We start from the raw sequence: 23,410 nt of genomic DNA, 5'->3' as shown, positions 1-23,410 counted from the left end.
CCCGCCCTCCGCGCCACCGACGGCGCCGCGCCCTCCCGCAACACGGAGACCGAGTCGAACCAGCCACAACAGGCGAGCGCGCAGCCGCCGACCGCGCAGACTTCCGGCAGCCCGTCCGACGTCCGCGTTGCCGGTAGCGCCCCGGCTTCTCGGGCTGCGGAGACCATGCCGGATCGGCCGCAGCAGACGAGCGCTCATCCTCCGGCACACCCGCCCGCCGCACGGACGTCGGGTGACTCGTCCGACGTCCGCGCTGCCGGTAGCGCCGCGTCCTCCCGCCATCCAGAGATCGCGTCGGACCAGCGACAACAGATGGGCGCAGGGACCCCCGACCGCCCATCCGCGCCGCGCGTGGCGGACGGAGCGTCCGTGCCCGGCTCTGACGAGGCGTCCGGTCGCGTGCCCGCCGCGAGTGCCGAGCGTCCTGCGGGCGCCGTGCCAGAGCGGGAGGGGCTCCGGGAGCCGCGCGTTCCGACGGGTGATCCGTCCGATGAGCAGGTGGCCGGTCGGGATTCTGAGCCTGCGGAGGGTCAGTCGCAGCAGGTGAGCGGCCGGCGTCCGGCGTCGCCTGCCGAGCAGAGCCCGGGCGATCCGGCTGATGTTCGCGTTGCCGGTCGTGCTTCGGGTTCTCGGGGTGCGGAGACCGGGGCGGGGCACGCGAGCGGTCCGCGTCCGGCGGCTCCGGCGCAGCCGGCCGCCCCGCAGACGCCTGGTGACTCGTCTGGTGCGCGGGGTGAGGTGGCGGCTGGGGAGCGGGAGCGTGTTCGGGGAGCGGCTTCCGGAGAGCCCGGGGACCGGCGGGTCGCCGGGCCGCCGGTGCCGCCGCCGTGGGCGCCGCCGCCCGCCACGCGGCCGGACGTGCCGATGGTGCCCGGGGCGTTCGGGGCGCAGCCGCCGGCGCCGCGGCGGGAGCCGCCCAAGCCCTGGTCGGAAGGGTTGTCCAGGCCGGTGCGGCCGGCGGGCGAGGGGGCCCCGCCGCCGGTGCCCGCGCCCGCGCCGCCCGTGGAGGAGCAGGCGCCGCCTCGGGAGGTCCGGTCGCAGCCGGCGTCGCCCGTCCGGCCGCGGCCGCTGCCGCCGCCGCCCGCGCCGCCGCCGTCCGGGCCCGCGATCACGCCGCCGGGGCCCGAGCACGAGGTCACGACCGGTGGGCTGCGGCGGCTCATCCACGCGGTCGGGGGCGGGCACGGCGAGGTCGACGCCGAGTACCAGCAGCGGCTGCAGCAGCCGTTCCATGGAACGCGTCATGTGGTCGTGCTCGGGTGCACCGGGGGTGCCGGGCAGACCGTCACCGCGTTGATGCTGGGACACACGTTCGCGCAACATAACGGCGAGCCCGTCGTCGCGATCGACGTGAATCCCGGGCCGGGTGCGCTGGCGCGCCGGACGCGCAGTGACACCAACGAGACGCTCACCGGGCTCATCACGCGGGCCGACCAGGTCGGCAGTCTCACGGCCATGAGGCGGTACACCTCGCAGGCCAAGTCGGGGCTCGACGTCATCGCGGCGGGCAAGAACCCGCTGCAGGCGCTCGACGACCGGGACTACGCGCTGGCCATCCGGACCATCGACAAGTTCTACTCGGTGACGCTCCTGGACGCGGCCGCCGCGGTCGTCGCCCGGGTGCTGCCGTACGCCGATCAGATCGTGCTGGTCGCGCCGGCCAGCGCGGACGCGCCGCGTGCCGTTGCCATGACCTTCGAGTGGCTGGACGGGCACGGCTACGAGGAGCTGCGGTCCCGCGCGGTGACCGTCATCAACGGGGTGAGCCGCCGCAGCATGGACGACGTCGAGCAGGCCGAGGCCGTGGCGCGCGGGCGGTGCCGGGCCCTCGTCCGCATCCCGTGGGACGATCACCTGAGCATGGACCGGGCGCCGCGCAACGAACTGAAATCGCTGCGGACGCCGACGCGGCGCGCCTATCTCGCCCTCGCCGGTGTGGTCGCCGGCGGCTTCACCGTCATGCCCGAGCGTTACCAGGAGCTTCAGCAGGAGCAGGAGGCCACCCGATGAGCGCCCCTCGCGGGCATCGAGCGGAGACCGCAGCGGACGCGGCGTCCCTGGCGGACGCGCCTGACGTTCATGACCGTCCGGACCGCAAAGACTCTCCCGGGCAGCCCTGCGCGGCCGCCCGTGCGACGGGAGAATCGATGAGCGCTTCCCCGCCCCGGGCGCACGCCCGGGACGGGCGGCGCGCACGGGTCGGAACCGGCGGCGGGAGGGCGGCATGAGCAAGTCCAGCCGGCTGGCCGTCCGGTACTTCGACGACCGGGTGCTGTTCACCGACAACGCCGCCTGGGCGTACTTCCGCCTGCCGACGGTGTCGTACGAGTTCACCACCGGGGAGGAGCGCGAGGCGCTCGCCACCAACATCACGATCGCGCTCGCGGGCATCCGGATGCAGGACGCCGAGGTCCACCTGCGGATCGCGCACCGGACGTACCCGGCCGCGGAATGGGCGCTCGCCCTCGACCGGACGTCCGACGGCGGCGCCGGATGGCGGGAGTACCTGGAGGAGACCTACGCGCACGTCTGGGCGAAGGACTTCTGGACCAAGGAGGTCTACCTCGGGGTCCGGCTCGGGCCGCGCGGCATGGGCGCGCACCTCTCGGGCGGCGTGCTGTCGCAGCTGATGGGCTTCTACAAGCGCAGCGAGAACGTGCTCGGTGTCCACGACGACGCGATCGACAAGAAGGAGATCGCGCGCTGGACCGAGCAGGCCGAACGGGTCGGGCGCGCGCTCGGCGGGTCCGCGCTGTACGCCCGGCACGCCACCTCGACCGAGGTCGCGTGGCTGTTCCAGCACGCGGTGACGGGGTCGCTGGCCGATCCGCCGCCGTCCGCCGTCGCGCGCCGGACGTGGGGCAAGGGCGAGATCGAATCGCTCGTCGAGGGCGCCATCCACAACGGGCGCTCCTACCTGCGGATCGAGCAGCCCAACTTCACGGGCGCGGGCGGCGGCGCCACAGCCGAGTCGTATGTCGCGTACCTGTCGTTCGCCCGGTTCCCGGACATGATGCCGTTCCCGGACGGCGAGCCCTGGTTCCACTACTCCGACGCGCTCCCGTTCCCGGTGGAGATCAGCGCGCGGATGAAGCTGATCCCGCCGGCGAAGGCGTCCAAGGACGTCTCGCGGAAGCTCGCGCACGCCCGCGACATGGACCAGCACATCCGGGAGGCGGGCGCGGAGGCGCCGATCGCGCTCGCCGAGCAGATCGACGCCGCCCGGATGCTGGAGCACGGCATCACCAAGGAGCGGCTGCCGTTCGTGTACGGGTGGCACCGGCTGATCGTGTCCGCGCCGACCGAGGAGCTGCTCGCCCGGCGGGTGGACGCGGTCGTGGAGCACTACCGCGACATCGGCATCGACGTCGTCAACTCGACCGGCGACCAGTTCTCGCTGTTCCTGGAGTCGCTGCCCGGCGACCAGATCCGGCTCAACGCCTACGCGCAGCGGCAGCCGCTGCGGACGATCGCGGGCGGCATGCCCATCGCGACCGTCGACCTCGGCGACCGTCCGGACGACGACCAGGAGGGCTGGATCGGCCCCTACATCGGCGAGACGCTCGGCCGGGCCCGGTCCATCGTGCACTTCGACCCGCTGGTCGCCGCGGCCCGCAACCGTCCGACCGCGGTGGCGATCACCGGGGAGCCGGGCGGCGGCAAGACCACGCTGGCGCTGCTGCTGATCTACCAGATGGCGCTGCGCGGCGTGACGATCGCGGCGATCGACCCCAAGGGCGACGCGGAGTCGCTCGTCGAACTGCTGAAGGCGCGGGGGAGGAAGGCGCGGATCCTGCCGCTCGGGTCGGCGGCGCCGGGCCTGCTCGACCCGTTCTCGTTCGGCGACGACCTCGCCACGATGAAGACGATGGCGACCGAGACGCTGCGGCTGCTGCTGCCGCGGATGTCGGAGGAGCGCGAGTCCGCGATGATCCAGGCGGTCGGCGCGGTCGCCAACGCGGAGCGGCCGTCGCTCGGCCGGGTCGTCGACCATCTGGAGGCGTCGGAGGACCCGGCGTCCAAGAACCTCGGCGCGGTGCTGCGCTCCATGTCGGAGATGCGGCTCGCGCGGCTGTGCTTCGACCCGTCCGGTGGGGAGCGCATCGACACGCAGGGCTGGACGACCGTGTTCACGCTCGGCGGCCTCACCCTGCCCGACGTCACGATCTCGCGGGAGGACTACTCCTACGAGCAGCGGCTGTCGGTGGCGCTGATGTACCTGGTGTCGCAGTTCGCGCGGCGGCTCATGCACGGCCTCGACCGCCGGGTGCCGAAGGCGATCTTCCTGGACGAGGCGTGGGCGATCACCTCGACACCCGAGGGCGCGAAGCTGGTGCCGGAGGTGTCCCGCATGGGACGATCCCGGAACACCGCCTTGATCTTGGTCTCCCAGAACGCGGGGGACCTGCTGAACGAACAGGTGACGAACTGCCTGTCGTCGGTGTTCTCGTTCCGTTCCACCGAACGGGTCGAGGTCGGCAACGTCATGTCGCTGCTCGGCGTCGAGGCGTCCGACGAGCACAAGGCCGTGCTGCGCAACCTCGGCAACGGCGAATGCATCTTCCGTGACCTCGACGGCCGAGCGGGGCGTATCGGCGTCGACCTGATCTCCGAGGAACTGCAGCGTTGGCTGGACACCAACCCGACCCGGTCCCGTCCGGGCGCGTCCGAACTCACCGTGGCGGGGGCCGAGGTCGAGGAGGTCAGTCGATGAGGGGTCCCCGCGACCGGACGAACGCGCGCCTGCAGCGCTCGCCCGGCGAAGGGCTCGACCGCGCGGTCCTGGACCGCCCCGGCCGCCGCCGGCGCCGCCGGCCGCGCACCCGCCGCTCCGCGGTGGTGCTGTTCCTCATGGCGCTGTTCATGGTCGGGCTGTCGCCGATGGCGGGCGCGAACCCGATTTTCCCGTCGCCCAACGACGCGTGCCGTCCCGCGGACAATCCGGCACCCGAGCAGTACGGGTCGGGTACGGACGGGCTCATCAAGCCGCCCGACTACCCGAACGAGAAACTGCAGAAGACCAAGGTCGAGCAGTTGACGTACTACGACCGGTACGGCATGGCCGGGCAGACGTGGTACGCGGTCGACCTCGGCTGCTCGGACGCGATGGCGCTGATGGGCAACGCCCTCGCCAACACCACGTTCACCATCGTCCGGGCGGTCGACCGGACGACGATCAGCGTCTACCAGGCCGCCGCGTCCGACTCGCTGCTCGGCTGGCTCAAGGACACCGTCGACGGCGTCATCAGCAACATCGGCAAGACGTTCAACGCGCGCTACTGGTCGTGGGTGGTCATCCTCGGCGCGATGTGGCTCGCCTGGTGGGGGCTGGTCCGCAAGCGGGCGAGCAAGGTCACCGAGGGCGTCATCTGGATGGTCGCCGCGATGGTGGCGCTCATCTGGCTGGTCGCCCGTCCCGCCGACTTCACCACACTCGGGACGAAGACGTCGGAGGCGACCAGCGCCGCGTTCAACGCGGCACTGCCGCAGAGCGATACCAAGGGCGGGACGTGCATACCGAGGCCGGACGGCAAGCCCGATCCGGCGACCTCGCAGAACCTGGACGCGACGACCCGCAACGCCAACGGGCTGTGGGTGGCGCTGGTCTGCAAGCCGTGGCTGCAGGGCGAGTTCGGCACGACCGACCCCAACGCCAAGATCGTCAAGGAGAACGCCGACAAGCTGCTGTGGTCGCAGGCGGTCGATCTACCGGAGACCTACGGCGGAAACAAGGTCGACCTCGGCAAGAAGGCCGACGCCTACAAGGACGTCACCAAGAACATCAAGGACAACTACCCGCAGACGTACGCCCTGTACCAGGGCAAGAACTGGCAGAACCGGCTCGCGGTCGCGTTCGGCGGGCTGTTCGCGGCGCTGGTCGCCGGGCTGCTCATCATGGTCATCGCGATCGCGCTGATCGTCGTGAAGATCGCGTTCCTGCTGCTGCTCGTCGCGGGGCCGATCTTCCTCGGGATCGGGATACATCCGGGCATCGGACGGGTCATCGCCATCCGATGGCTGGAACTGCTGCTGTCGATGCTGCTCAAACAGGCGGCGCTGATCGGTGTGCTGTCGCTGCTGCTGTGGGCGTACAGCCTCATCCTCGGTGAGACGCTGCCGTGGGGCCTGCAGGTCCTGCTCATCGCCCTCGTGACGTTCGCGGCGTTCATCTACCGCAAGCCGTTCCAGCACCTGTTCTCCGCCGTCGGCTACTCGGCGGTCGGGTCGCGGGAGAAGAGCGAGGCGCAGCTCAACAAGTCGGTCGCGGAGGCGCGCCGGAGCACCACCGGGGTCGCGGGCGCAGTCGTGCCGGGCGCCGCCGGTTACCGGCTGGCCCGGTGGGCGAAGCGCGAGGCCACGTCCGAGGGCGTGGCGCCCGCGGCGCAGGGCGATGTCGCGCCCGGCACCGCGGTCGCCGTCGCGGACCGGCGCGCGGTCGCCGGGGCGGGCGAGGGTCCGTCGCCGGAGGAGGCGCCGGTGCTGGCGGCGAAGCCGCGCGGCGCGGGCGGTGCCGTGGCCGCTTCGCAGGGACGGACCAGGCGCGGCGCGCCGCCGCTCAACCTGCCGACCCGGGCGGGCGCGCTCAGCGACCGGCGCACGGACGGCGGGACGGCCGCGGCCGACCGGCCGGGCGGCGTCTCGGCGGCCAAGGGCGGCGGCGGTGCCGGCGCCGGGGCCGCGGCGGGCGGCGGGAAGCCGTCGTCCGGCACGGGTCCGGGAACGGGCACCGTCCGGCCGACCACCTGGTCGGGACGCGGCGGCAACGGCGGCGGCGTCAGCGGTGGCGGCGGCTCGGGCGGCTCCGGTGGCGGCAACGGCGGCGGTTCCGGCGGTGGCGGCGGCTGGTTCGGCGGCGCCGGGCGCTCGGGCGGCTCGGTGGAACGCGGCCGAGGCCGTTCCGGCGGCGGCTCGAGCGGCGGTTCGGGCGGAGGTTCGGGCGGCTCGGGTGGAGGCTCCGGCGGGTCCGGCGGCGGGTCGCCCGCGGCGAACGTCCCGAGGCAGCGCGGCGGTTCCGGCGGCGGCTCGTCCAACGGGAACGGGAACCCGCCCGCGCAGGGCCCGGGCGGGCGGCGACAGCCCCCGCCGCTGTGGGGCCGACGCGGCTCCGAGGAGGGGCCGCCGATCCCGTTCTGGCTGCGCCCGGTCGACCGTCCGTCCGGTGAGCCGGACGGGGACGACCGGTGAACCTGAACGACCGGCGGCGCAAGCTGCTGTTCGCGGGGCTCGTGGTGGTGCTCGCCGTCGTCGGCGTCTACCTGACCGTCGCCTCGCCAGACCACGGCGGTGACGGCGGCGGGGAGGCGATGCCGAGCGCATCGCCCACGGCGGGCCCGCCCGGCCCGCAGTCCCCCCCGCCCGGTATCCAGAACGCCGTGAACCCGGGCGACTTCGACATCTACCGGCTGCTGCCGTTCTCCCGTCAGGAGTTCGCCACGGCGGCGGACATGGCACAGCGGTTCGTCGCCGCGTACGGGACGTACCGCTACGACGAGACCCCCGAGACCTACATGGGCCGCCTGTCCGGCCTGGCCACCGACGACCTGACCCAGCAGCTCGGCCAGGACGCGGCCACGCCCGGCCTGGTGGAGGAGCGCCGCCGCGAGCAGGTCGTCGCGCAGGGATCGGCGTCCATCGACCAGGTGCGCACCATCGAGAACAACTCGATCATCTTCCTGGTGACGGGCCGCCGGCAGCTCACCAAGGGCGGCAAGGACAGCACCGAGAGCAAGCAGTACGCCGTGACCGTCGCGCGCGACGGCGGCTCGCTGAAGGTGTACTCGTTCGCGCCCGCGGACGCCGGTCAGGCGGGTGACACCGGATGAGCCCGCGCCGCTTGCTGTTCGCCGGCGGCCTCGGCGCCGCCGCGACGCTGTTCGTCGCGCTGGTGTTCGTCCCGATCCTGTTCGGCGCGAGCCAGTTCATGTTCGGCGGCGGCATCGGCGGCGGCGGGAACTGCGTGGACGTCGCCGGCGCCGACGCCCAGCCCGCCGCGGCGAACGACGCGAAGGCCGTCCCCGCGAACTACCTGAAGCTCTACGAGGAGGCGGGTAAGAAGTACGGCATCCCGTGGAACGTGCTGGCCGGCATCGGCAAGGTCGAGACCGACCACGGCCGGTCCACGCTCGCTGGCGTCAGCAGCGGGGAGAACTACGCGGGCGCCGGCGGGCCGATGCAGTTCCTCGCCGCGACGTTCAAGGCGTTCGGCGTCGACGGCAACAAGGACGGCAAGAAGGACCGCTACGACCCGGCCGACGCGATCCCGTCGGCGGCCGCCTACCTCAAGCACAACGGCGCCCCGCAGCGGATGAAGACGGCGATCTTCCAGTACAACCACTCGTCCGACTACGTCGACCTCGTCCTCGACTGGGCGAAGCGCTACGCCGGCGGCGAGTTCAAGGTCGTCCAGGCGAACGGCGTCAACTGCGAGGACAACGAGCTCCCCGCGGACATCGGCGACCTCGTCGAGCAGATCATCCAGTTCGCCATGGCGCAGCGCGGCAAGCCGTACGTGTTCGGCGCGAACGGCCCGGACGCGTGGGACTGCTCCAGCCTCATCCAGGCCGCCTACCGGCAGGTGGGCCTGAACCTCCCGCGCACCACGTTCCAGCAGTGGCCGTTCGGCGTGAAGATCGCCAAGGGCAAGGAGCAGCCCGGCGACCTGGTGTTCTTCAACTCCGGCCCGGGGACGTCCTCGGACAACCCCGGCCATGTCGGGATGGTCATCGGCAAGGGCAAAATGATCGTGGCGAGCTGCTCGACGTGCGTGCCCGCGATCGGCGTGAAGACCTACAAGCGGTCGGACTGGGTCGGCGTGACCCGCCCGCTCGCGCGCCCCGACTTCAGGAAGAAGGTCGGCGAACTCGCCGCCCGCCGCCCCTGACCCGCCGCGTCAATGCGTCGGGGAACGTCGGTGGGGCGTGGCATGCTGATCGGCGTGGAGTCCGAGATGACGATCCGCGTCGCCGACGAGCTGCTGGTGTTCCTGCCCGCGACCCGGCGGGAGACCGCGAACCGGGTGCAGTGCGACGGGACGTCGACGCTCGGGCATCTCGTGGAGTCGCTCGGCGTGCCGCTGCCCGAGGCGGGCCCGATGACGATCGGCGGCGAGCGCGTCGAGCCGTCCGTCCGCCCGGAGCCGGGCGACGAGGCCGACGTGGCGGCGGTGCCGCGTCCCCAGCCCGTCCCGCTCGACCCGGGCCAGGACGCGCCGCGCTTCCTGCTGGACGTCCACCTCGGCACGCTCGCGCGGCGCATGCGCCTCCTCGGCCTCGACACGGCCTACCACAACGACATGGACGACCCGGCGCTCGTCGTCCAGGCCAACGCGGAGCGCCGCGTCCTGCTCACCCAGGACCGCGGCCTCCTGCGCCGCCGCGCGCTGTGGTTCGGCGCCTACGTCCGCGGCTCCCGGCCGGACGACCAGCTCCGCGACCTCCTCGACCGGTTCGCGCCCGTCCTGCACCCGTGGACGCGCTGCACGGCCTGCAACGGCGAGCTCGTCCCGGTTGACAAGAGCGAGGTCGAGGGCGGCCTGGAGGCGGGAACGCGCCGCAGCTACGACGTCTACGGCCGCTGCGCCGACTGCGGGCAGGTCTACTGGCGCGGCGCGCACGGCGGCCACCTGGAGGAGATCGTCCAGGACGCGGTGCGGCTGGTCGACGCCGCACGCGGCAGTGGCGGCCCGCGGGCCGCCGTGACGGAGAGGGGCTGATCGCGATCGAGCTCGTGGTCGTGGGTGCGGCGATCATCGCGGACGGACGATTGCTGAGCGCGCAGCGCGCCGAGCCGCCGCACATGGCGGGCGGCTGGGAGCTGCCGGGCGGAAAGGTCGACCCGGGCGAGTCGGACGAGGACGCCCTGGTCCGCGAGTGCCACGAGGAACTGGCGATCAAGGTCCGCCTGCGCCGCCGCATCGGCGCCGACTGGCGCCTGAGCGACAAGGCGGTCCTCCGCATCTGGACCGCCGAGATCACCGAGGGAGACCCCCGACCCCTGGAACACCTGGCCCTACGCTGGCTGGCCCCGCACGAGCTGTACGACGTCGACTGGCTCCCAGGCGACCGTCCGGTAATAGACACCCTCGCCCAAGAGGGCCTCAACATCTAAAAGCCGAGGAACCCCGACCCCACCACACCGGCCCCCACCGCAATCGCGCAGCGACCTCAGACTGACCCCCGGCCCATGAGAGGCTCGTCATCTGGGAGCCGGGGGAAACCGTCTCAGGGACATCGGCCACCGCCGCAACCACGCAGCGGCCTTGGGCGTCGCGATCGCGACCGAAGGCAGGTTCGAGCGGAGCGAGAACCTGATCGCGCAGCGAGCCGCTAGGCGAGTCGGATGCGATGCAGCGATCGCACCGTGTTTTTCGACGATGGAGGGCCGCCAGGCCCGAAGGAGGAGAAAAATACCAATAAAAACGCCAGGGGCTTCCTGCCGCGCCGCAGGAAGCCCCCGACGACTGTGGGGCCGCGTGGGCGGGCCGGTCAGGAGATGCGGTTGGCGCCCGCGTAGTCGGAGCGGTCGGAGAGCTTGGAGATCTTCACCACGTCACCGGTCTGCGGGGCGTGCAGGTACTTGCCGTCGCTGAGGTAGATGCCCATGTGGTGGAGGTTGCTGCCGAAGTAGACCAGGTCGCCGGAGCGGAGCTCGCCGCGGGAGACCTTGGTGCCGAGCTGGTACAGGTCGCCGGTGTAGTGCGGGAGGCCGGGCTTGCCGACCTGGGCGTAGGCCCAGACGACGAGGCCGGAGCAGTCGAAGCTGCTCGGGCCGGCGGCGGCCCACACGTACGGGGAGCCGATCTTGCCGTAGGCCTTGCGGGCCATCTTGGCGGGCAGGCCGGAGCCCTTGATCTTCGCGCTGAGGCCGGTGCGGGGGTCGCGGGCACTCGTGGTGGTCAGCTTGTCGAGGCGCTTCATCACCTCGGTGACCTTGGCCTTGGCGTCCGCGCGCGCCTTCTTGGCGTCCTCCCAGGCCTTCTGGACCTGCGCGGTCTTGGCCTCGGCGGTGCGCTGCGCGGCCTCGGCCTGGTCGATCTGCTTCTTCAGCGCCTGGACGGCGGTGGCCTGGTTCTGGGTCAGGTAGGCGCGTTCGGACAGCCCCTCGGGGGAGCCGTCGGCACCGAAGATCGCGTCGGGGGCGCCGGCCATGTAGGTGGCGGCGGCCATCCGCCCGAGCTGCTCGCGGGCGGGGGCGGCCTGGGCGCGCAGCGTCTCCGCCTTCTTGGTGGCGTCCTGCTCGGCCTTCCGCGCCGCCTTCCAGTCGACCCGCGCCTTGTTGAACTTCTCGGTGAGGATCTCGGCCTCTTCGTTCAACGCGTCGAGGCTCTTGCGCAGGCCCTGCTCCGTGGTGGGGGTGGGGGTCGGCGCGGTCGCGGCCGCGGCGAGCCGGAACGGTCCAGCGGCGTGCGCGGCGACGGGCGCGGTGGCGCCGAGGCCGATCAGGAGCATGGTGGCCGCGGTGGCGGCGGGCGCGACGCGGCGCCGCCGGTGGGGGTCCGGTGCCAAGCCGGTGTTCTCCTCTCCTCGCGCGCCTACCGGGTTAGCTGACGGGTTCGGGCCAGGAGTCGCCCTACGGCGCGCGCCCGCGGCGGGCGCCGATTCACCCCAGGGAGATGGGTCCCCGGTTCTCCCGCCGGGCGGGAGATTCGGCGTTCCGGACGCAGCCCCGGGGGGTGGGACTTCGGACGACCGGATCTCGGGCAGATTACAAAGGATCGGCAAAGTATGCGAATCGGGGCCCCTGTGAACCGCTGTGACAGGCGGGGCGGACGCGCTCGGGATGGGTGGTACGCGGCGGCGCGTAGAATGGAGTGCTGCCGTCGTTCCGCAGCGTCTCCCTGAAATCTCACGCAAGGTAACCCGCATGCCCATCTCCACGCGCGACGACCTCCGGAACGTCGCGATCGTCGCCCACGTCGACCACGGAAAGACGACGCTGGTCGACGCCATGCTCTGGCAGTCCGGGGCCTTCCGCGAGAACCAGGACGTCGACGACCGGGTCATGGACTCCAACGACCTCGAGCGCGAGAAGGGCATCACGATTCTCGCGAAGAACACGGCCGTCCGGCACAACGGGATGACGATCAACATCATCGACACGCCCGGCCACGCCGACTTCGGCGGCGAGGTCGAGCGCGGGCTGTCCATGGTGGACGGCGTCGTCCTGCTCGTGGACGCCAGCGAGGGCCCGCTGCCGCAGACCCGCTTCGTGCTGCGCAAGGCGCTCGCCGCGCGGCTGCCGGTGATCCTGGTCGTGAACAAGACCGACCGTCCCGACGCGCGCATCGACGAGGTCGTGGACGAGACGTACGAGCTGTTCATGGACCTCGACGCCGACGAGGACCAGATCGACTTCCCGATCGTGTACGCGTCGGGCCGGGCCGGTCGGGCCTCGCTCGACAAGCCCGCCGACGGGGAGATGCCGAACTCGGCCGATCTGGAGCCGCTGTTCACGGTCATCACCGACACGATCCCGGCGCCGTCCTACGACCCGGACGCGCCGCTGCAGGCGCACGTGACGAACCTGGACGCCTCCAGCTACCTCGGCCGGATCGCGCTGTGCCGGGTGCACGCCGGGACGATCAAGAAGGGCCAGCAGGTCGCCTGGTGCCGGCACGACGGCAGCATCGAGAAGGTGAAGATCACCGAGCTGCTGATGACGGACGCGCTCACCCGCAAGCCCGCCGACGACGCGGGCCCGGGCGACATCATCGCGATCGCCGGCATCCCGGACATCATGATCGGCGACACCATCGCCGACCCCGACGACCCGCGCCCGCTGCCGCTGATCACGGTGGACGAGCCCGCGATCTCGATGACGATCGGCACCAACACCGGGCCGATGGCCGGCCGCGAGAAGGGCACCAAGGTCACCGCCCGCATGGTCAAGGACCGCATCGACCGGGAGCTGGTCGGCAACGTGTCGATCAAGGTGCTGCCGACCGAGCGCCCGGACGCCTGGGAGGTGCAGGGCCGCGGCGAGCTGGCCCTCGCGATCCTCGTCGAGAACATGCGCCGCGAGGGCTACGAGCTGACCGTCGGCAAGCCGCAGGTCGTCGCGAAGACCATCGACGGCAAGAAGCACGAGCCGGTCGAGCGGCTCACCATCGACATCCCCGAGGAGCACCTCGGCGCCGTCACGCAGCTGATGGCGGTCCGCAAGGGCCGCATGGAGCACATGACGAACCACGGCACCGGCTGGGTCCGGATGGAGTTCCTCGTCCCGGCCCGCGGCCTGATCGGGTTCCGCACCGAGTTCATGACCGAGACGCGCGGCACCGGCATGGCGCACCACGTCTTCGAGGCCTACGAGCCCTGGTTCGGCGAGCTGCGCACCCGGCCGTCCGGCTCGCTGGTCGCCGACCGGCAAGGTGCCGCCACCGCGTACGCGATCACGAACCTGCAGGAGCGCGGCACGTTCTTCGTCGGGCCGACCACCGAGGTGTACGAGGGCATGATCGTCGGGGAGAACTCCCGCGCCGACGACATGGACGTCAACATCACCAAGGAGAAGAAGCTCACGAACATGCGGTCGTCCACCGGCGACGAACTGGAGCGGCTCACCCCGCCGCGCATCCTGTCGCTGGAGGAGGCGCTGGAGTTCTGCCGCGAGGACGAGTGCGTCGAGGTGACGCCGGCGAACGTCCGCATCCGCAAGGTCGTGCTGGACGCCAAGGAGCGCGAGCGCATGCGCGCCCGCACCAAGCGCGCCGGGTAGCGGCCTCGCCGCCGTGCGGAAATGAGGCGGCCCCGCGGTTCCGATGGGAACCGCGGGGCCGCCTTCTTACGCGCCTGTCACTTCAGCTGGACGGTCCCGGTCACGTCGGCGGCCAGCCGGAGTTGGTCGCCGTCGCGGAGGGGCGCCTCGACGCCGCGGGGGAGCCGCTCGCCGTTGACGAACGTCCCGTTGGTGGAGCCCTCGTCCCGCACCCAGGCCGTCCCGGACGGGTCGAGCCAGACCGTCGAGTGGCGCCGCGATACGTTGTCGTACTGCGTGAACGTGGCGGCCACCGGCGACTGGCCCGCGTCCCGGCCGAGCACGAGGTGCTGGCCGACGGAGACCTTCAGCTCACCGGTCGGGAACTGCACACGCAGGACGGGCGTGCCCTGCTTGGGCAGTGGACGCAGGCAGGAGTCGCACTGCGCCGCGCCCGGGTTGCTCAGCACCGCCTCGCAGTACGGGCACATGAACGCCGTGCTGTCGGGGGCGGGACGCTGGCCCTGGCCGTGGTCGGGCGGCAGCAGCGTCGCCTCGCGGCCGTGCGGCGGCAGCGGCGGCTGCCCCCCGTGCTGGGGTGCGCCGTGCTGGCCGCCGCCGTGCTGGGGCGGACCGTGCTGCGGCTGCCCGTACTGGGGCGGCTGGCCGAACTGGTGGTCGGCCGGGGGCTGCGGTGCGCCGTACTGGTCGCGGGGTGCGCCGTACTGGTCCTGCGGTGCGCCGTACTGGTCCTGCTGCGGAGACCCGTACTGGTCCTGCTGCGGGGACCCGTACTGGTCCTGCGGGGGTGCGCCGTACTGGTCCTGCGGCGGCTGGTACTGCTGCTCCCGCTGCGGCGGTGCGCCCCACTGGTCCTGCGGCGGCTGGGGCGGCCCCCACTGGTCCGCGGGCTGCTGCTGATGCTGCTGCACCGGCGGCTGGCCCCCGTGCTGGGGGGAGCCGTGCTGGGGTGAGCCGTGCGGGGGCTGGCCGTACTGCCCCGGCTGGCCGTGCTGGTCCTGCCCCTGCGGGGGCATGGGCGACCCCCAGGCGTCCGGCTGCTGCTGCGGCGCGCCCCACGGGTCCTGCTGCTGGCCGGGCGGGCCCGGCTGCTGGTGCTGCGGGGCCTGCTGCCCGTACGGGTCGTGGGGCTGCTGCGGCTGGCCGTACTGCTGGCCGCCGTACTGGTCCTGCTGGCCGCCGTACTGGCCGCCCGGCCCCGGCGGCGGGGGCATCCGCGGCGGCTGCTGGTCGTCGTACCCGCCCGGCCCCTGCCGGTGGGCGCCGCCACCGCCGCGCGCCAGGTTGGCCCCGCAGTTCATGCAGAGCAGGTCGCCCTGCTGGTGCGGCTCGCCGCAGACAGGACAGTTCAAGGTCGCCATGACACATCCCCCGAGCGCACGCCGGCGCGGTCGAGACTCGACGTCAGGTGCTCCATGTCACCCCTTCGCGGGATCCCGATGTAGTACACCCGCCTTCCCTCCGGCCCTTCGTCCACGGACACCTGTACTCGGGGCCCTGTTCCTTCTCCAGTCTCGCCGACACCGGCCACTGCCCCGTACCGCTCGCGCCCCAGCGGGGACAGCGGCACGACACGCTGGTTGGCCGACCCCCTCCAGAGTAGGGAGCCGTCCCCCGAGTGTCGCCCCCCGGGATTCAACCGGTCGACGTACGGCCCCGTGATCACGGCGTCGCACATGTCCAGGATCTCGCGCGTCTCACCGCTGCGGGAGAGCCGCGAGTAGGCATATCCGCTGTAAACCAATATGTCCAACTCAATCGTCTCACGGCCGGGTTCGTCCCGCCACGCTCGGACTCCGCGCAGCAGGGCCGCCAGCGCGGCCGGCTGCTCGAACGGCTCACCACCGGAAATGGTCACTCCGTCCACCGGTCCGGGCAGGGACGCGAGCCATCCTAAAACGGTCGCGACGGGCACCGCGCGGCGCGGGTCGGGGTCCCAGGTGTCCCTGGACAGGCAGCCGGGGCAGTGCAGCGTGCAGCCCTGCGTCCAGATGCCGGCGCGCGTCCCGGGGCCGAGAGTGGTCACGGGGTAGTGCGCCTTGGCGAGCAGCAGGGCCGGGCCCGGGCCGGTCACTGGAGATCCAGATGGACGATGCTTCCCTCGCGCCGGATGCCCGTCACGGTGACCTTCTCGTCCGGGACGAGCTCGCGGTCGAACAGCGCGCGCGCCAGCGGGTTGACGAAGTGGGACTCCAGCGCCATGCCGATGCCGCGGCCGCCCTTGTCGAGCTCCTCCGTGCACCACGCGCGCAGCGTCGTCAGCGCGTCGCCCTTCACCGCGAGGGAGAGCCGGTGCTCCTCGGTGACCCGGCGGCAGATGTTCGCGAACTGCAAGTCGAAGATCTTGTGCGCGGCCTCGGCGGAGATGAAGTCGAACACGACGATGTTGTCGCCGAACCGGTTGAGCAGCTCCGGCCGGTTGAGGACCTCGGTGAAGTGGTCGGCGACCGCGCCCTTGATCCGCTGCTCGACCTCGTCGTACGACATCCCGGGTGTGATGTTCTGCACACGGTCGGGCGCCGAGTACGGGGACGCGTCCCGCGCCGTGAGATCGCGGCCCGGGACGTACATCCCGAGGTTGGACGTGAAGATCAGGATGGACTCGGAGAAGTGGACGGTGTTGCCGCGCCCGTCGGTGAGCCGGCCGTCCTCCAGGATCTGCAGGAACTTGTCCAAGATCCGCGGGTGCGCCTTCTCGATCTCGTCGAAGAGGATCACCCGGAACGGGTCCTCGCGGACGGCGTTGGTCAGCTCGCCGCCCGCCTCGTGCCCGACGTAGCCGGGCGGCGACCCGATCAGCCGGTCGCCGGACCCCTCGCCGGAGAACTCGCTCATGTCGAAGCGCAGGTAGGCCGACTCGTCGCCGAACACCAGCTCGGTGATCGCCTTGGCCAGCTCGGTCTTGCCGGTGCCGGTCGGGCCCGCGAAGAACAGCACGCCGCGCGGCCGGCTGCCGGACCGGGTCGCCTGCGCGCCGGACAGGCCGAGCACCGCCCGCTTCAGTATGTCCAGGGTCTTGGTGACGGCCTGCGGCTGCCCGATCACCCGCTCGGGGACGCGCTTCTCGCCCTCCAGCACCCGGCGGCGCAGATGGCCGCGGCTCCACGGGTTGTCGAGCACGCCGAGCTTGTAGGTGCGGACGGCGTCCGGCAGGTCGGTGAGGCCGACGCCCCGCTCCTTCGCCAGCCGGGTCACCTCGATCATCGACTGCAGGGTGAGGCCGTCGGCCTGCTCGGCGAACGCGTCGCACGCCGCGGCGGCGGCCTCGTCGCCGCCGACGTCGGTGACCCCGAACGCGCGGGCCAGCAGCCGCGCCGTCTCCTGCCGGTCGCCGAGGTGCGGGCGCGGGATCGTGATCTCGCGGATGTTCTCGTTGTCGGCCGTCAGCCACGGCGGCAGGTCGCCGGGGCGCTCCACCAGCCACAGGTCGGGGTTGTAGAGCGGCTTCGGCCGCGCCCCCGTCACCCGGACGGGCCGGGCGGTGCGCGACAGCTTCGCGCAGAACCGGAAGAAGTCGCGCTCGGCCGGCTCCAGGTCGGTCGGGGTGCGGGCGATCCGCGACGCGGAGTCGACCACGAAGGCGGCGCGGACGTCCTCCTTCGGCCGGGCCACCGCGGCCAGCAGGCGGGTCAGGCCCTCCAGAGACGGCTTCTCGTCCGGCTTGATCTTTCCGAGCAGGCGCTCGGCGGCCTGCATCGAGTCGTCGTCCCCCGGCATGACCTGCAGGCCGTCCACTGGGTCGTACACCGCCATGAACGACGCGCCGCTGGTGCGCAGCGCCTCCCACAGCAGGGCGCGCAGCGGCAGCAGCCCCGTGGGCGCCCCGCCCTCCGCCGGCGGCGTGAGGAAGCTGTCGTACAGGTTCCCCGACAGGACGTACTGGGAGTGCACGGAGAGGGTCGCGTCCAGCTCCCGGACGAACGGCGGCCAGCCCTGCAGCCGCCCCCCGAGGGTCGGCGAATCAATGCTCATCTGTGCTCCCCCATGGAGGAAGGATCTGGTCCGCTCCGCTCATTTGGTGCGACCCACTCCATTCCGACGCCCCCCGGCATCTCAGTTATGACGCTCGCGGTGCCGTTCGCGTTGCCCGGCACGCCCCCTAGTCTGCCGTGGCCGCGCGGAGACCGGCAGCTCACGCACCCCGGGCTCCAGCCGCCAGGCCACGTCCGAGCGGATCCCCGCGTCCGCCAGGCGCGCCCGCGCGGCCTCGAACGCCTCGCACCACTCCCGCTCCCGCTCGACGTCCACCCGCCGGTCGTCCTCGCTCTCGGCGGGCCGCTCGCGCACCATCGACGCGCGGACGTGCGCGGCGTCGTCCACCCGCATCCGGACGCTGTGGTCGGGCCAGGCGCCCTTCGTCAGCGTCACCGTGCCGTCCTCGGCCGTCAGCGTCTCGAACCCGGCGTGGACCTCGTACCCCATGTCCTCGAACGCGGCCGTGATCGAGCCGAGGACGTACCGGCGCTCGGCCTCGGCCTGCTCGGCGGCGTCGCGCTCCTGCGCCCGCCGCCGCTCCTGCGCCCGCCGGTCCTCGGTGCGGCGGTTGGCGGACTGGATCCGCAGCCGCACCTCCTGCAGGACGCCCTCGGCCTCCTCCGGCGTCCCGGCGCCCGCGAGCAGCCCGGCCGCCTCCGCCACGGCCCGCCGCTCGGCGTCCGCCGCGTCCGGCAGCAGCCGCGTCATGATCCTCTCCAGGTTCCGCCGGACGTCGTCGCCGGTGGGCGGTGGAGTACTCCGAGCCGCCGTGTCCGCCGTGAGGCCCTCGGTGGGGACGCCGAAGATCTGCGTGCTGACCTGGGAGGCGAGGTGCTCGGACAGCCGCCGCTCGGCCTCGTCCAGGGCCCGGTCGGCGGCCGCGCACCAGGCGGTCAGTTCCTCGGCGGTCTGCTCCTCGGGGGCCTGCTCGCCCGGCGTCCACTGCTCGGGCAGCGCGACCTCCGCGCCGAGCTTCGCGCGGGTCTCGGCGAGCGCCGCGATGCGCGCGTTGCGGTCCACGACCTCGCGCAGGGCGCGCTCCTGCGACTCGACCTCGGCGAGCGCCGCCGCCCGCGCCTCGGCCCGCCCGGCGGCGAGCGCCGCGAGGGCCTGCGCGCCCCGGCCGGCCAGCCCGGCACCGCGCCCGAGCACCCGGTTCATGCCGAGGCTGAGGACGACCGCCGCGTCCAGCGCGATGTCCGCGTCGATCCCGCTGCTCACGAAGTGCCTCCGATCGTGCGCGCCTGCCGCCAGCGATGCAGCCGCACACCCGCCGCGGCGGCGTGCGCGGCGGAGGCGGCGATGAGGACGAGGACCCACAGCACGCTCGCGATGGACGTCAGCGCCGCGAGCAGGAGCAGGAGGAGCAGCAGCGGGACCGTCACGGCGAGCAGCATGAGGCCGCAGCCGCGCCGCCCCGTCCGCTGCGCGGCGCCCGACATCGTCTGGGACGCCTTCGAGAACCCGCGGCCGCTCGCGTTCAGAACCCCCGAGAGCATCGACCACGGGCCGTAGGGGAGATAGTCCTTGCCCTGCGCGCGCGCGAGCAGCACCTCACTGCCGCACTGCACCGCCCATGCGAGCACCGACACGGCGGCCAGCGCACCGAACGAGAGACCCGACGCGGAGCTATGCAGGCCGACGGACGCGGTCCCCTTGTCGTCGCCGCCTCCGAACAGCGATCCGACGACCCAGCTGCCGGCGAGCCAGAAGAACAGCACCGGCAGCGTCCACAGGACGGCCCGGACCGTGGCGGGGCCGCGCCCGGCGAGCCGCTGCCGTTCCCGCTCCGCCCACTGGGCCTTCAACGCCTCGTCGCGCTGCTCGGCGGCGTACCGGTCGCGGGCCCGCGATTCGCTCTCCGCGACGGCCTCCGGCGCGGCGCGCGTCACCGCGAGGAGCCGCAGCGGATCGTCGCCCGCCCCGTCCGCCATCCAGGCGAACCACGGCACCGCGTCCGGCACGGCCTCGCGCGCCCGAGCCGCACCCTCCTCGATCAGCCGGTGCGCCTCCGCCGGACGCGCCGCCAGCGCGAGCAGCGCCAGCAGCACCGCGGGCGGCTCCTCGGCCCCGGCGTCCGGCAGCCGCCGCGCGACCCCCGGCGGCATGGCGTCCTGCTCGCGCAGCCAGCGGACGAGGTCGTCCCAGGCCGCCACATGGGCACGCCAGCGGTCATCGATGCGGGCCAGTTCCTCGGCGCCCTCGAAACCGGCGAGTACGGGCAGCAGGTGGTGCTCCCACAACGCCCGCCCGATGAGGACGGCGGTGCGATGGTCGGGGTGCCGGTGATCAGCGGCCAGCGCGGCGAGCCCCGGCAGGTCGTCGGCGCTGACGCGGCGGCCGAGGAAATGCGGGGGAAGCGCCGGATCGAGCCAGCGGACCAGATGCAGCAGCTTCACGTCCGGCGGCAGCCTCGTCATGAGGTAGCCGTCGATGAGTCCTATCCGGCTGTCGTCCGGGACGTCCGCGAGCCATTCGCGCAGGCTCCGCCATGCCTCGCCCGACTCGCCGCGTCCGAAGAAGTACTGCGCGGCGTGATCCCAGTTCTCGACGAGCGCGCGCGCCAACTCGTCCCTTCGCGCATAGCGGCGGCCCTTGAATGGGAGGCCATTACCCGCTTCGGCTTGTGCGCTCTCCTCCGCGACCGGGGGCGAGCCTCCGTCCAGCCATTCCCGGACCTGCTCGCCCGTCCACCTCTTGCGCGGATCACGGGTGAGCAGCCCGCGGCACAGCATCCGCAGCCTCGGGGCGGCGACATCGTCGGCGCTGACCGCGCGTGTCGCCAGATGGTCGACGACCACGGTCTCGCTCAGCCCCTGGAACGGCGCCCGCCCCGTCGCCAGCTCACGGACGATCATGCCGAGCGACCACCAGTCGCGCGCCGGCGACACCTGGCCCGACAGCGACTCCGGCGCCGCGTACGCCAGCGTCCGCGACGACGACGCGAACACCACGCTCTGGTCGAGCACCTTGCTCAGCCCGAAGTCGGCGATCGCCAGCCGCAGCGGCGTGACCGCCATCACCAGCACGTTCTCCGGCTTGAGGTCCCGGTGGACGATCCCGGCCCGGTGCAGCGCGGTCAGCCCCGCCGCGAGCTGCGCCGCGACCTCGCCGGCCGCCTCGTCGCCGAGCGGCCCCTCCTGCATCAGCGCCCGCAGGTTGCCGTCCGGCACGTACGGGGTGACCTCGTAGTCGCGCCCGTCCGCGTGCCCGGTCTCCAGGATGCGCAGGACGTTCGGCGAGTCGAGCGCGGGAAGCTTCGCCCACACGTCCCGGTCGGCGCGGTAGCCGCGGCGGAAGATCTTCACCACGTACTCGCCGCCGGCCGCGTCCCGCACCAGCAGCAGGTCCGACTCGGCGCCCTGCACCGGCAACTCGGCGACCGTCGCGTACCGCTCGGCGAGCGCCGCCGGCAGCCGCATCAGCGGATCGGCGCCGCCCGCCGCCCCGTCCCGCGCCGTCTGCGAGGCCGCCCGGGGCCCGGGCACCCGCGCACCGTCGCGCCGCGTCGCCCCGGCGTCCCGCCGGGTCTCCCGCGGCGGCGTGCCGTCGAACTCGCCCACCAGCAGCCCCGTCTAGCTCTTGTCCTTGATGACCCGCAGATACTCCGCCTGCTTGAACCGCACCACCACGGCCTCCATGAAGATGCGGACCAGCAGCATCTGGACGAGCCAGATCAGCGGAGTCGCGACGATGAGGATGAGGCCACCGAGCCAGAACCGGGTCGAAACGAGCGTCCAGAGACCGAACAGGAGGACGCCCAGGCACTCCAGGGTGATCAGCATCAGCGACAGGATGTAGACCGTCTTCGCGAGCTTCGGGGTCACGAGGGCGTTGAAGTCGGTATCCAGCAGGGCCGCCAGCAGACCCTTGCCGGCGGGTTCGGCGGGCGCCCACGGCTGCTGTCCCGTGCCGGGCGCGCCGGGTCCCGGCGGACGAGGCCCGGGGACGTTCGGCTGCGGACCGGGCGGCGCCCCGTACGGTCCTCCCATCGGATCGGGCGCCTGCGGGCGCGGTGGGTGACCGGGGTCCGAAGGATTCGTCATCGCCGTCGTCTCCAGTGTGGGGCCTACACCCAGACTCTAGAGCCTGCACCCGACCCGCACCCGGTCCGGCGGCCCGCCGCGCACAACCTGTCACCGCACCGGCAGGTCCGCCGCGCCATCGCGGGCGGGCGGACCCGGCCCGGGACGCGGCGCCACCGCCGCGCCGTCCGCTCGGGAAACTGCGGGGCCATTTCCCCGCCTTCCGGTTCCCGGAAGGCCGTGACGCATTAGCGCATGATCAACGATTCGTCCAGGGCCCGGGGGCCCAATTGCGGGCCGCACGCGGCCGCGGCGGAGCATGTAACGACCGCTGAAACAGCGCGGATTCCTTTATTGCCACGGGTGGGCGCCGCGCTGGAACGTGTGTGCACACGCCTCGTCACGCGATGTCGCTCTCCGCATCCAGATGCCCTTTAGTGCCACTCCGACGACGTATATATCTGCTGGTCAAGGGGGATGTTGGAGATTTGCCGCAGATTTTGCCAACCGATTGGGAACCATTCTGACCAGGACACGTCTAACATCATTGCTTCCATCGGTTGAAGTGGGGTTTACCGGGATTGCGGGTCGCTCGGGGGCCGTGGACGGGCACTGATCGCCATCAGTCCTCCACGGGCCGCCGGCGACGCCGGCGCCCGCTCGGGCGGGACGGGGAACAGGAGGACCAGTGGTGATGCATCAGGGCCGGCCGGGGCTCTCGTGACCGCCGTCATGCTCGTGGGGGATCTCCCGGCCACCGGTGTTCTCCGGCAGGTCGGCGCCATCAGGGTGACCACACCGTCCGCGGACGCGGCTCCCCTGTTCGTCGACCAGGTGATCCGGGCCCTGCGGACGCACGGGGCGGTGGTGGTGCTCTACCCGTCGTGGAAGGCGGACCCGGCCGTCCGGTTGCTGCGCCTGCTGCGCGGAGTCGTCCAGACCGACCGGGTCGCCTGCGTCCCGCTGGACCTGCCGCCTGTGGCCCTGTCACTGGTCGCCGACCAGCTGGCCCACGTCGCGGCGACCGCCGCGCCCGGCGTGGTGGCGGGCCTCGCCCCCTACCTCGCCGCGGAGGTCTGCGCCGGCGCCCGGCTCACCAGCGTCGCGCACCTCGATCACGTGAAGACCGGCCTGGGAGCGCACGTCTCGTCCTACCTTCCCGGCGGCGCGTTCTCGGTCCTGGCGAGCCCCGTCGGCGACATCCACCGCATCACCTCCGCCCGGCCCGTGCAGGAGTTCGCCCGCCGCCCCGGGCCCCCGGTCCTGATGCTCGTCGCGCAGCAGGGCGGCGAACTCACCTGGATCCAGCAGTCGCTCGCTCCGGCGCTGGGAGCGGTGTCGGTGACGCCCATCGCCGTCCAGCCGCTGAGCGCGGAGTTCTGGGGGGTCAGGAAGTACACCGAGTTCGTCGCCTTCAGCGGGAACCCGCACGCACTGTCCTGGGTGCTGTCGGCCGTCCCGTACCGACCCTGCCCGTGGTGCGGGGAGTCGACGGCGGCGGAGATCTGCCCCTTTTGCGGGGCGATGCGGCCCCCGGCGGACAGGCCCGCCGAGCGGACTCGGCCCGCGGAAGGCGCCCGGCCGCCGCGGCCGGAACCGCCCGCGGAATTCGGCCGGGCTCCCGCCGAGCCGCCGTTACCGCGCGCCACCTCGGCGACGCGACCTCCGCAACGGCCTCCCGCTCCCGCTTCCGC

The 23,410-nt window shown here is 72.7% G+C and carries 16 protein-coding genes and 1 riboswitch; of the genes, 9 read left to right on the top strand and 7 right to left on the bottom strand.

Annotated features, from left to right (window positions below; genetic code table 11):
* The first annotated feature begins 858 nt into the window (after nt 1-858).
* The 7 genes from E1284_RS23215 (at nt 859) to E1284_RS23185 (ending at nt 10,107) form a co-directional block, all read left to right on the top strand.
* Nucleotides 859-2,010 (top strand): MinD/ParA family ATP-binding protein, encoded by a 1,152-nt coding sequence (locus E1284_RS23215; RefSeq protein WP_131942241.1) that lies wholly within the window; start codon nt 859-861, stop codon nt 2,008-2,010.
* Between the two features lie 214 nt (nt 2,011-2,224).
* Nucleotides 2,225-4,714: an ATP-binding protein gene (locus E1284_RS23210; protein WP_131942240.1), complete on the top strand. Its 2,490-nt coding sequence runs from the start codon at nt 2,225-2,227 to the stop codon at nt 4,712-4,714.
* On the top strand, nt 4,711-7,185 hold the full coding sequence (locus E1284_RS23205; protein ID WP_131942239.1) for a type IV secretion system protein: 2,475 nt from the start codon (nt 4,711-4,713) through the stop codon (nt 7,183-7,185). Before E1284_RS23210 ends, E1284_RS23205 begins: the two co-directional genes overlap by 4 nt.
* The gene (locus E1284_RS23200) at nt 7,182-7,823 is read left to right on the top strand and encodes a hypothetical protein (RefSeq protein WP_131942238.1); all 642 of its coding nucleotides are present in this window, start codon (nt 7,182-7,184) and stop codon (nt 7,821-7,823) included. Before E1284_RS23205 ends, E1284_RS23200 begins: the two co-directional genes overlap by 4 nt.
* Nucleotides 7,820-8,881: a C40 family peptidase gene (locus E1284_RS23195; RefSeq protein WP_131942237.1), complete on the top strand. Its 1,062-nt coding sequence runs from the start codon at nt 7,820-7,822 to the stop codon at nt 8,879-8,881. Before E1284_RS23200 ends, E1284_RS23195 begins: the two co-directional genes overlap by 4 nt.
* Nucleotides 8,882-8,947: 66 nt before the next feature.
* Nucleotides 8,948-9,712, top strand: a complete 765-nt coding sequence (locus tag E1284_RS23190; RefSeq protein WP_131942242.1) for a Mut7-C RNAse domain-containing protein — start codon at nt 8,948-8,950, stop codon at nt 9,710-9,712.
* 5 nt (nt 9,713-9,717) lie between these two features.
* A complete protein-coding gene (locus tag E1284_RS23185; RefSeq protein WP_131942236.1) occupies nt 9,718-10,107 on the top strand; it encodes a (deoxy)nucleoside triphosphate pyrophosphohydrolase in 390 nt (129 codons plus the stop codon).
* 377 nt (nt 10,108-10,484) lie between these two features.
* Here the strand turns inward: E1284_RS23185 and E1284_RS23180 are convergent, their stop codons facing one another.
* Nucleotides 10,485-11,504, bottom strand: coding sequence for a C40 family peptidase (locus E1284_RS23180; RefSeq protein WP_131942235.1), 1,020 nt, complete (start codon nt 11,502-11,504; stop codon nt 10,485-10,487).
* Nucleotides 11,505-11,511: 7 nt separating this feature from the next.
* Nucleotides 11,512-11,660: riboswitch (cyclic di-AMP (ydaO/yuaA leader) on the bottom strand.
* Between the two features lie 202 nt (nt 11,661-11,862).
* Here E1284_RS23180 and typA point away from each other — a divergent pair.
* On the top strand, nt 11,863-13,716 hold the full coding sequence (gene typA, locus E1284_RS23175) for a translational GTPase TypA (RefSeq protein ID WP_131942234.1): 1,854 nt from the start codon (nt 11,863-11,865) through the stop codon (nt 13,714-13,716).
* Between the two features lie 77 nt (nt 13,717-13,793).
* On the opposite strand, the gene E1284_RS23170 is transcribed toward typA, so the two are convergent.
* The 6 genes from E1284_RS23170 to E1284_RS23145 all read right to left on the bottom strand — a co-directional run bounded on the left by E1284_RS23170 (nt 13,794) and on the right by E1284_RS23145 (nt 21,683).
* Nucleotides 13,794-15,077, bottom strand: a complete 1,284-nt coding sequence (locus E1284_RS23170; protein WP_131942233.1) for an FHA domain-containing protein — start codon at nt 15,075-15,077, stop codon at nt 13,794-13,796.
* Entirely contained in the window at nt 15,065-15,790 is a 726-nt protein-coding gene (locus E1284_RS23165; RefSeq protein ID WP_131942232.1) for a 4Fe-4S single cluster domain-containing protein, read from the bottom strand. The genes E1284_RS23170 and E1284_RS23165 overlap by 13 nt, the downstream gene beginning before the upstream one ends.
* The gene (locus E1284_RS23160; protein ID WP_131942231.1) at nt 15,787-17,688 is read right to left on the bottom strand and encodes an AAA family ATPase; all 1,902 of its coding nucleotides are present in this window, start codon (nt 17,686-17,688) and stop codon (nt 15,787-15,789) included. The genes E1284_RS23165 and E1284_RS23160 overlap by 4 nt, the downstream gene beginning before the upstream one ends.
* Nucleotides 17,689-17,769: 81 nt before the next feature.
* Entirely contained in the window at nt 17,770-18,912 is a 1,143-nt protein-coding gene (locus E1284_RS23155; protein ID WP_131942230.1) for a response regulator receiver protein, read from the bottom strand.
* Entirely contained in the window at nt 18,909-21,254 is a 2,346-nt protein-coding gene (locus E1284_RS23150; RefSeq protein ID WP_131942229.1) for a serine/threonine-protein kinase, read from the bottom strand. The genes E1284_RS23155 and E1284_RS23150 overlap by 4 nt, the downstream gene beginning before the upstream one ends.
* A 12-nt stretch (nt 21,255-21,266) precedes the next feature.
* Nucleotides 21,267-21,683 carry a DUF4282 domain-containing protein gene (locus tag E1284_RS23145; protein ID WP_131942228.1) on the bottom strand — a complete coding sequence of 139 codons (417 nt, stop codon included), beginning with the start codon at nt 21,681-21,683 and terminating at the stop codon, nt 21,267-21,269.
* Nucleotides 21,684-22,436: 753 nt separating this feature from the next.
* Here E1284_RS23145 and E1284_RS23140 point away from each other — a divergent pair.
* Nucleotides 22,437-23,410: hypothetical protein (locus E1284_RS23140; protein WP_131942227.1), on the top strand; the 974-nt coding region annotated here is incomplete at its 3' end.

The organism is Actinomadura bangladeshensis, from assembly GCF_004348335.1.
GTDB classification, from domain to species: Bacteria; Actinomycetota; Actinomycetes; order Streptosporangiales; family Streptosporangiaceae; genus Spirillospora; species Spirillospora bangladeshensis.
This window is presented reverse-complemented; position numbering and strand designations above follow the sequence as displayed.

Excerpts from the sequence above, each read along its gene's own strand:
- E1284_RS23145 (WP_131942228.1), bottom strand. The coding sequence starts at position 21,683 with ATGGGAGGACCGTACGGGGCGCCGCCCGGTCCGCAGCCGAACGTCCCC.
- E1284_RS23190 (WP_131942242.1), top strand. The coding sequence starts at position 8,948 with ATGACGATCCGCGTCGCCGACGAGCTGCTGGTGTTCCTGCCCGCGACC.
- E1284_RS23210 (WP_131942240.1), top strand. The coding sequence starts at position 2,225 with ATGAGCAAGTCCAGCCGGCTGGCCGTCCGGTACTTCGACGACCGGGTG.
- E1284_RS23205 (WP_131942239.1), top strand. The coding sequence starts at position 4,711 with ATGAGGGGTCCCCGCGACCGGACGAACGCGCGCCTGCAGCGCTCGCCC.
- typA (WP_131942234.1), top strand. The coding sequence starts at position 11,863 with ATGCCCATCTCCACGCGCGACGACCTCCGGAACGTCGCGATCGTCGCC.
- E1284_RS23170 (WP_131942233.1), bottom strand. The coding sequence starts at position 15,077 with ATGGCGACCTTGAACTGTCCTGTCTGCGGCGAGCCGCACCAGCAGGGC.
- E1284_RS23160 (WP_131942231.1), bottom strand. The coding sequence starts at position 17,688 with ATGAGCATTGATTCGCCGACCCTCGGGGGGCGGCTGCAGGGCTGGCCG.
- E1284_RS23195 (WP_131942237.1), top strand. The coding sequence starts at position 7,820 with ATGAGCCCGCGCCGCTTGCTGTTCGCCGGCGGCCTCGGCGCCGCCGCG.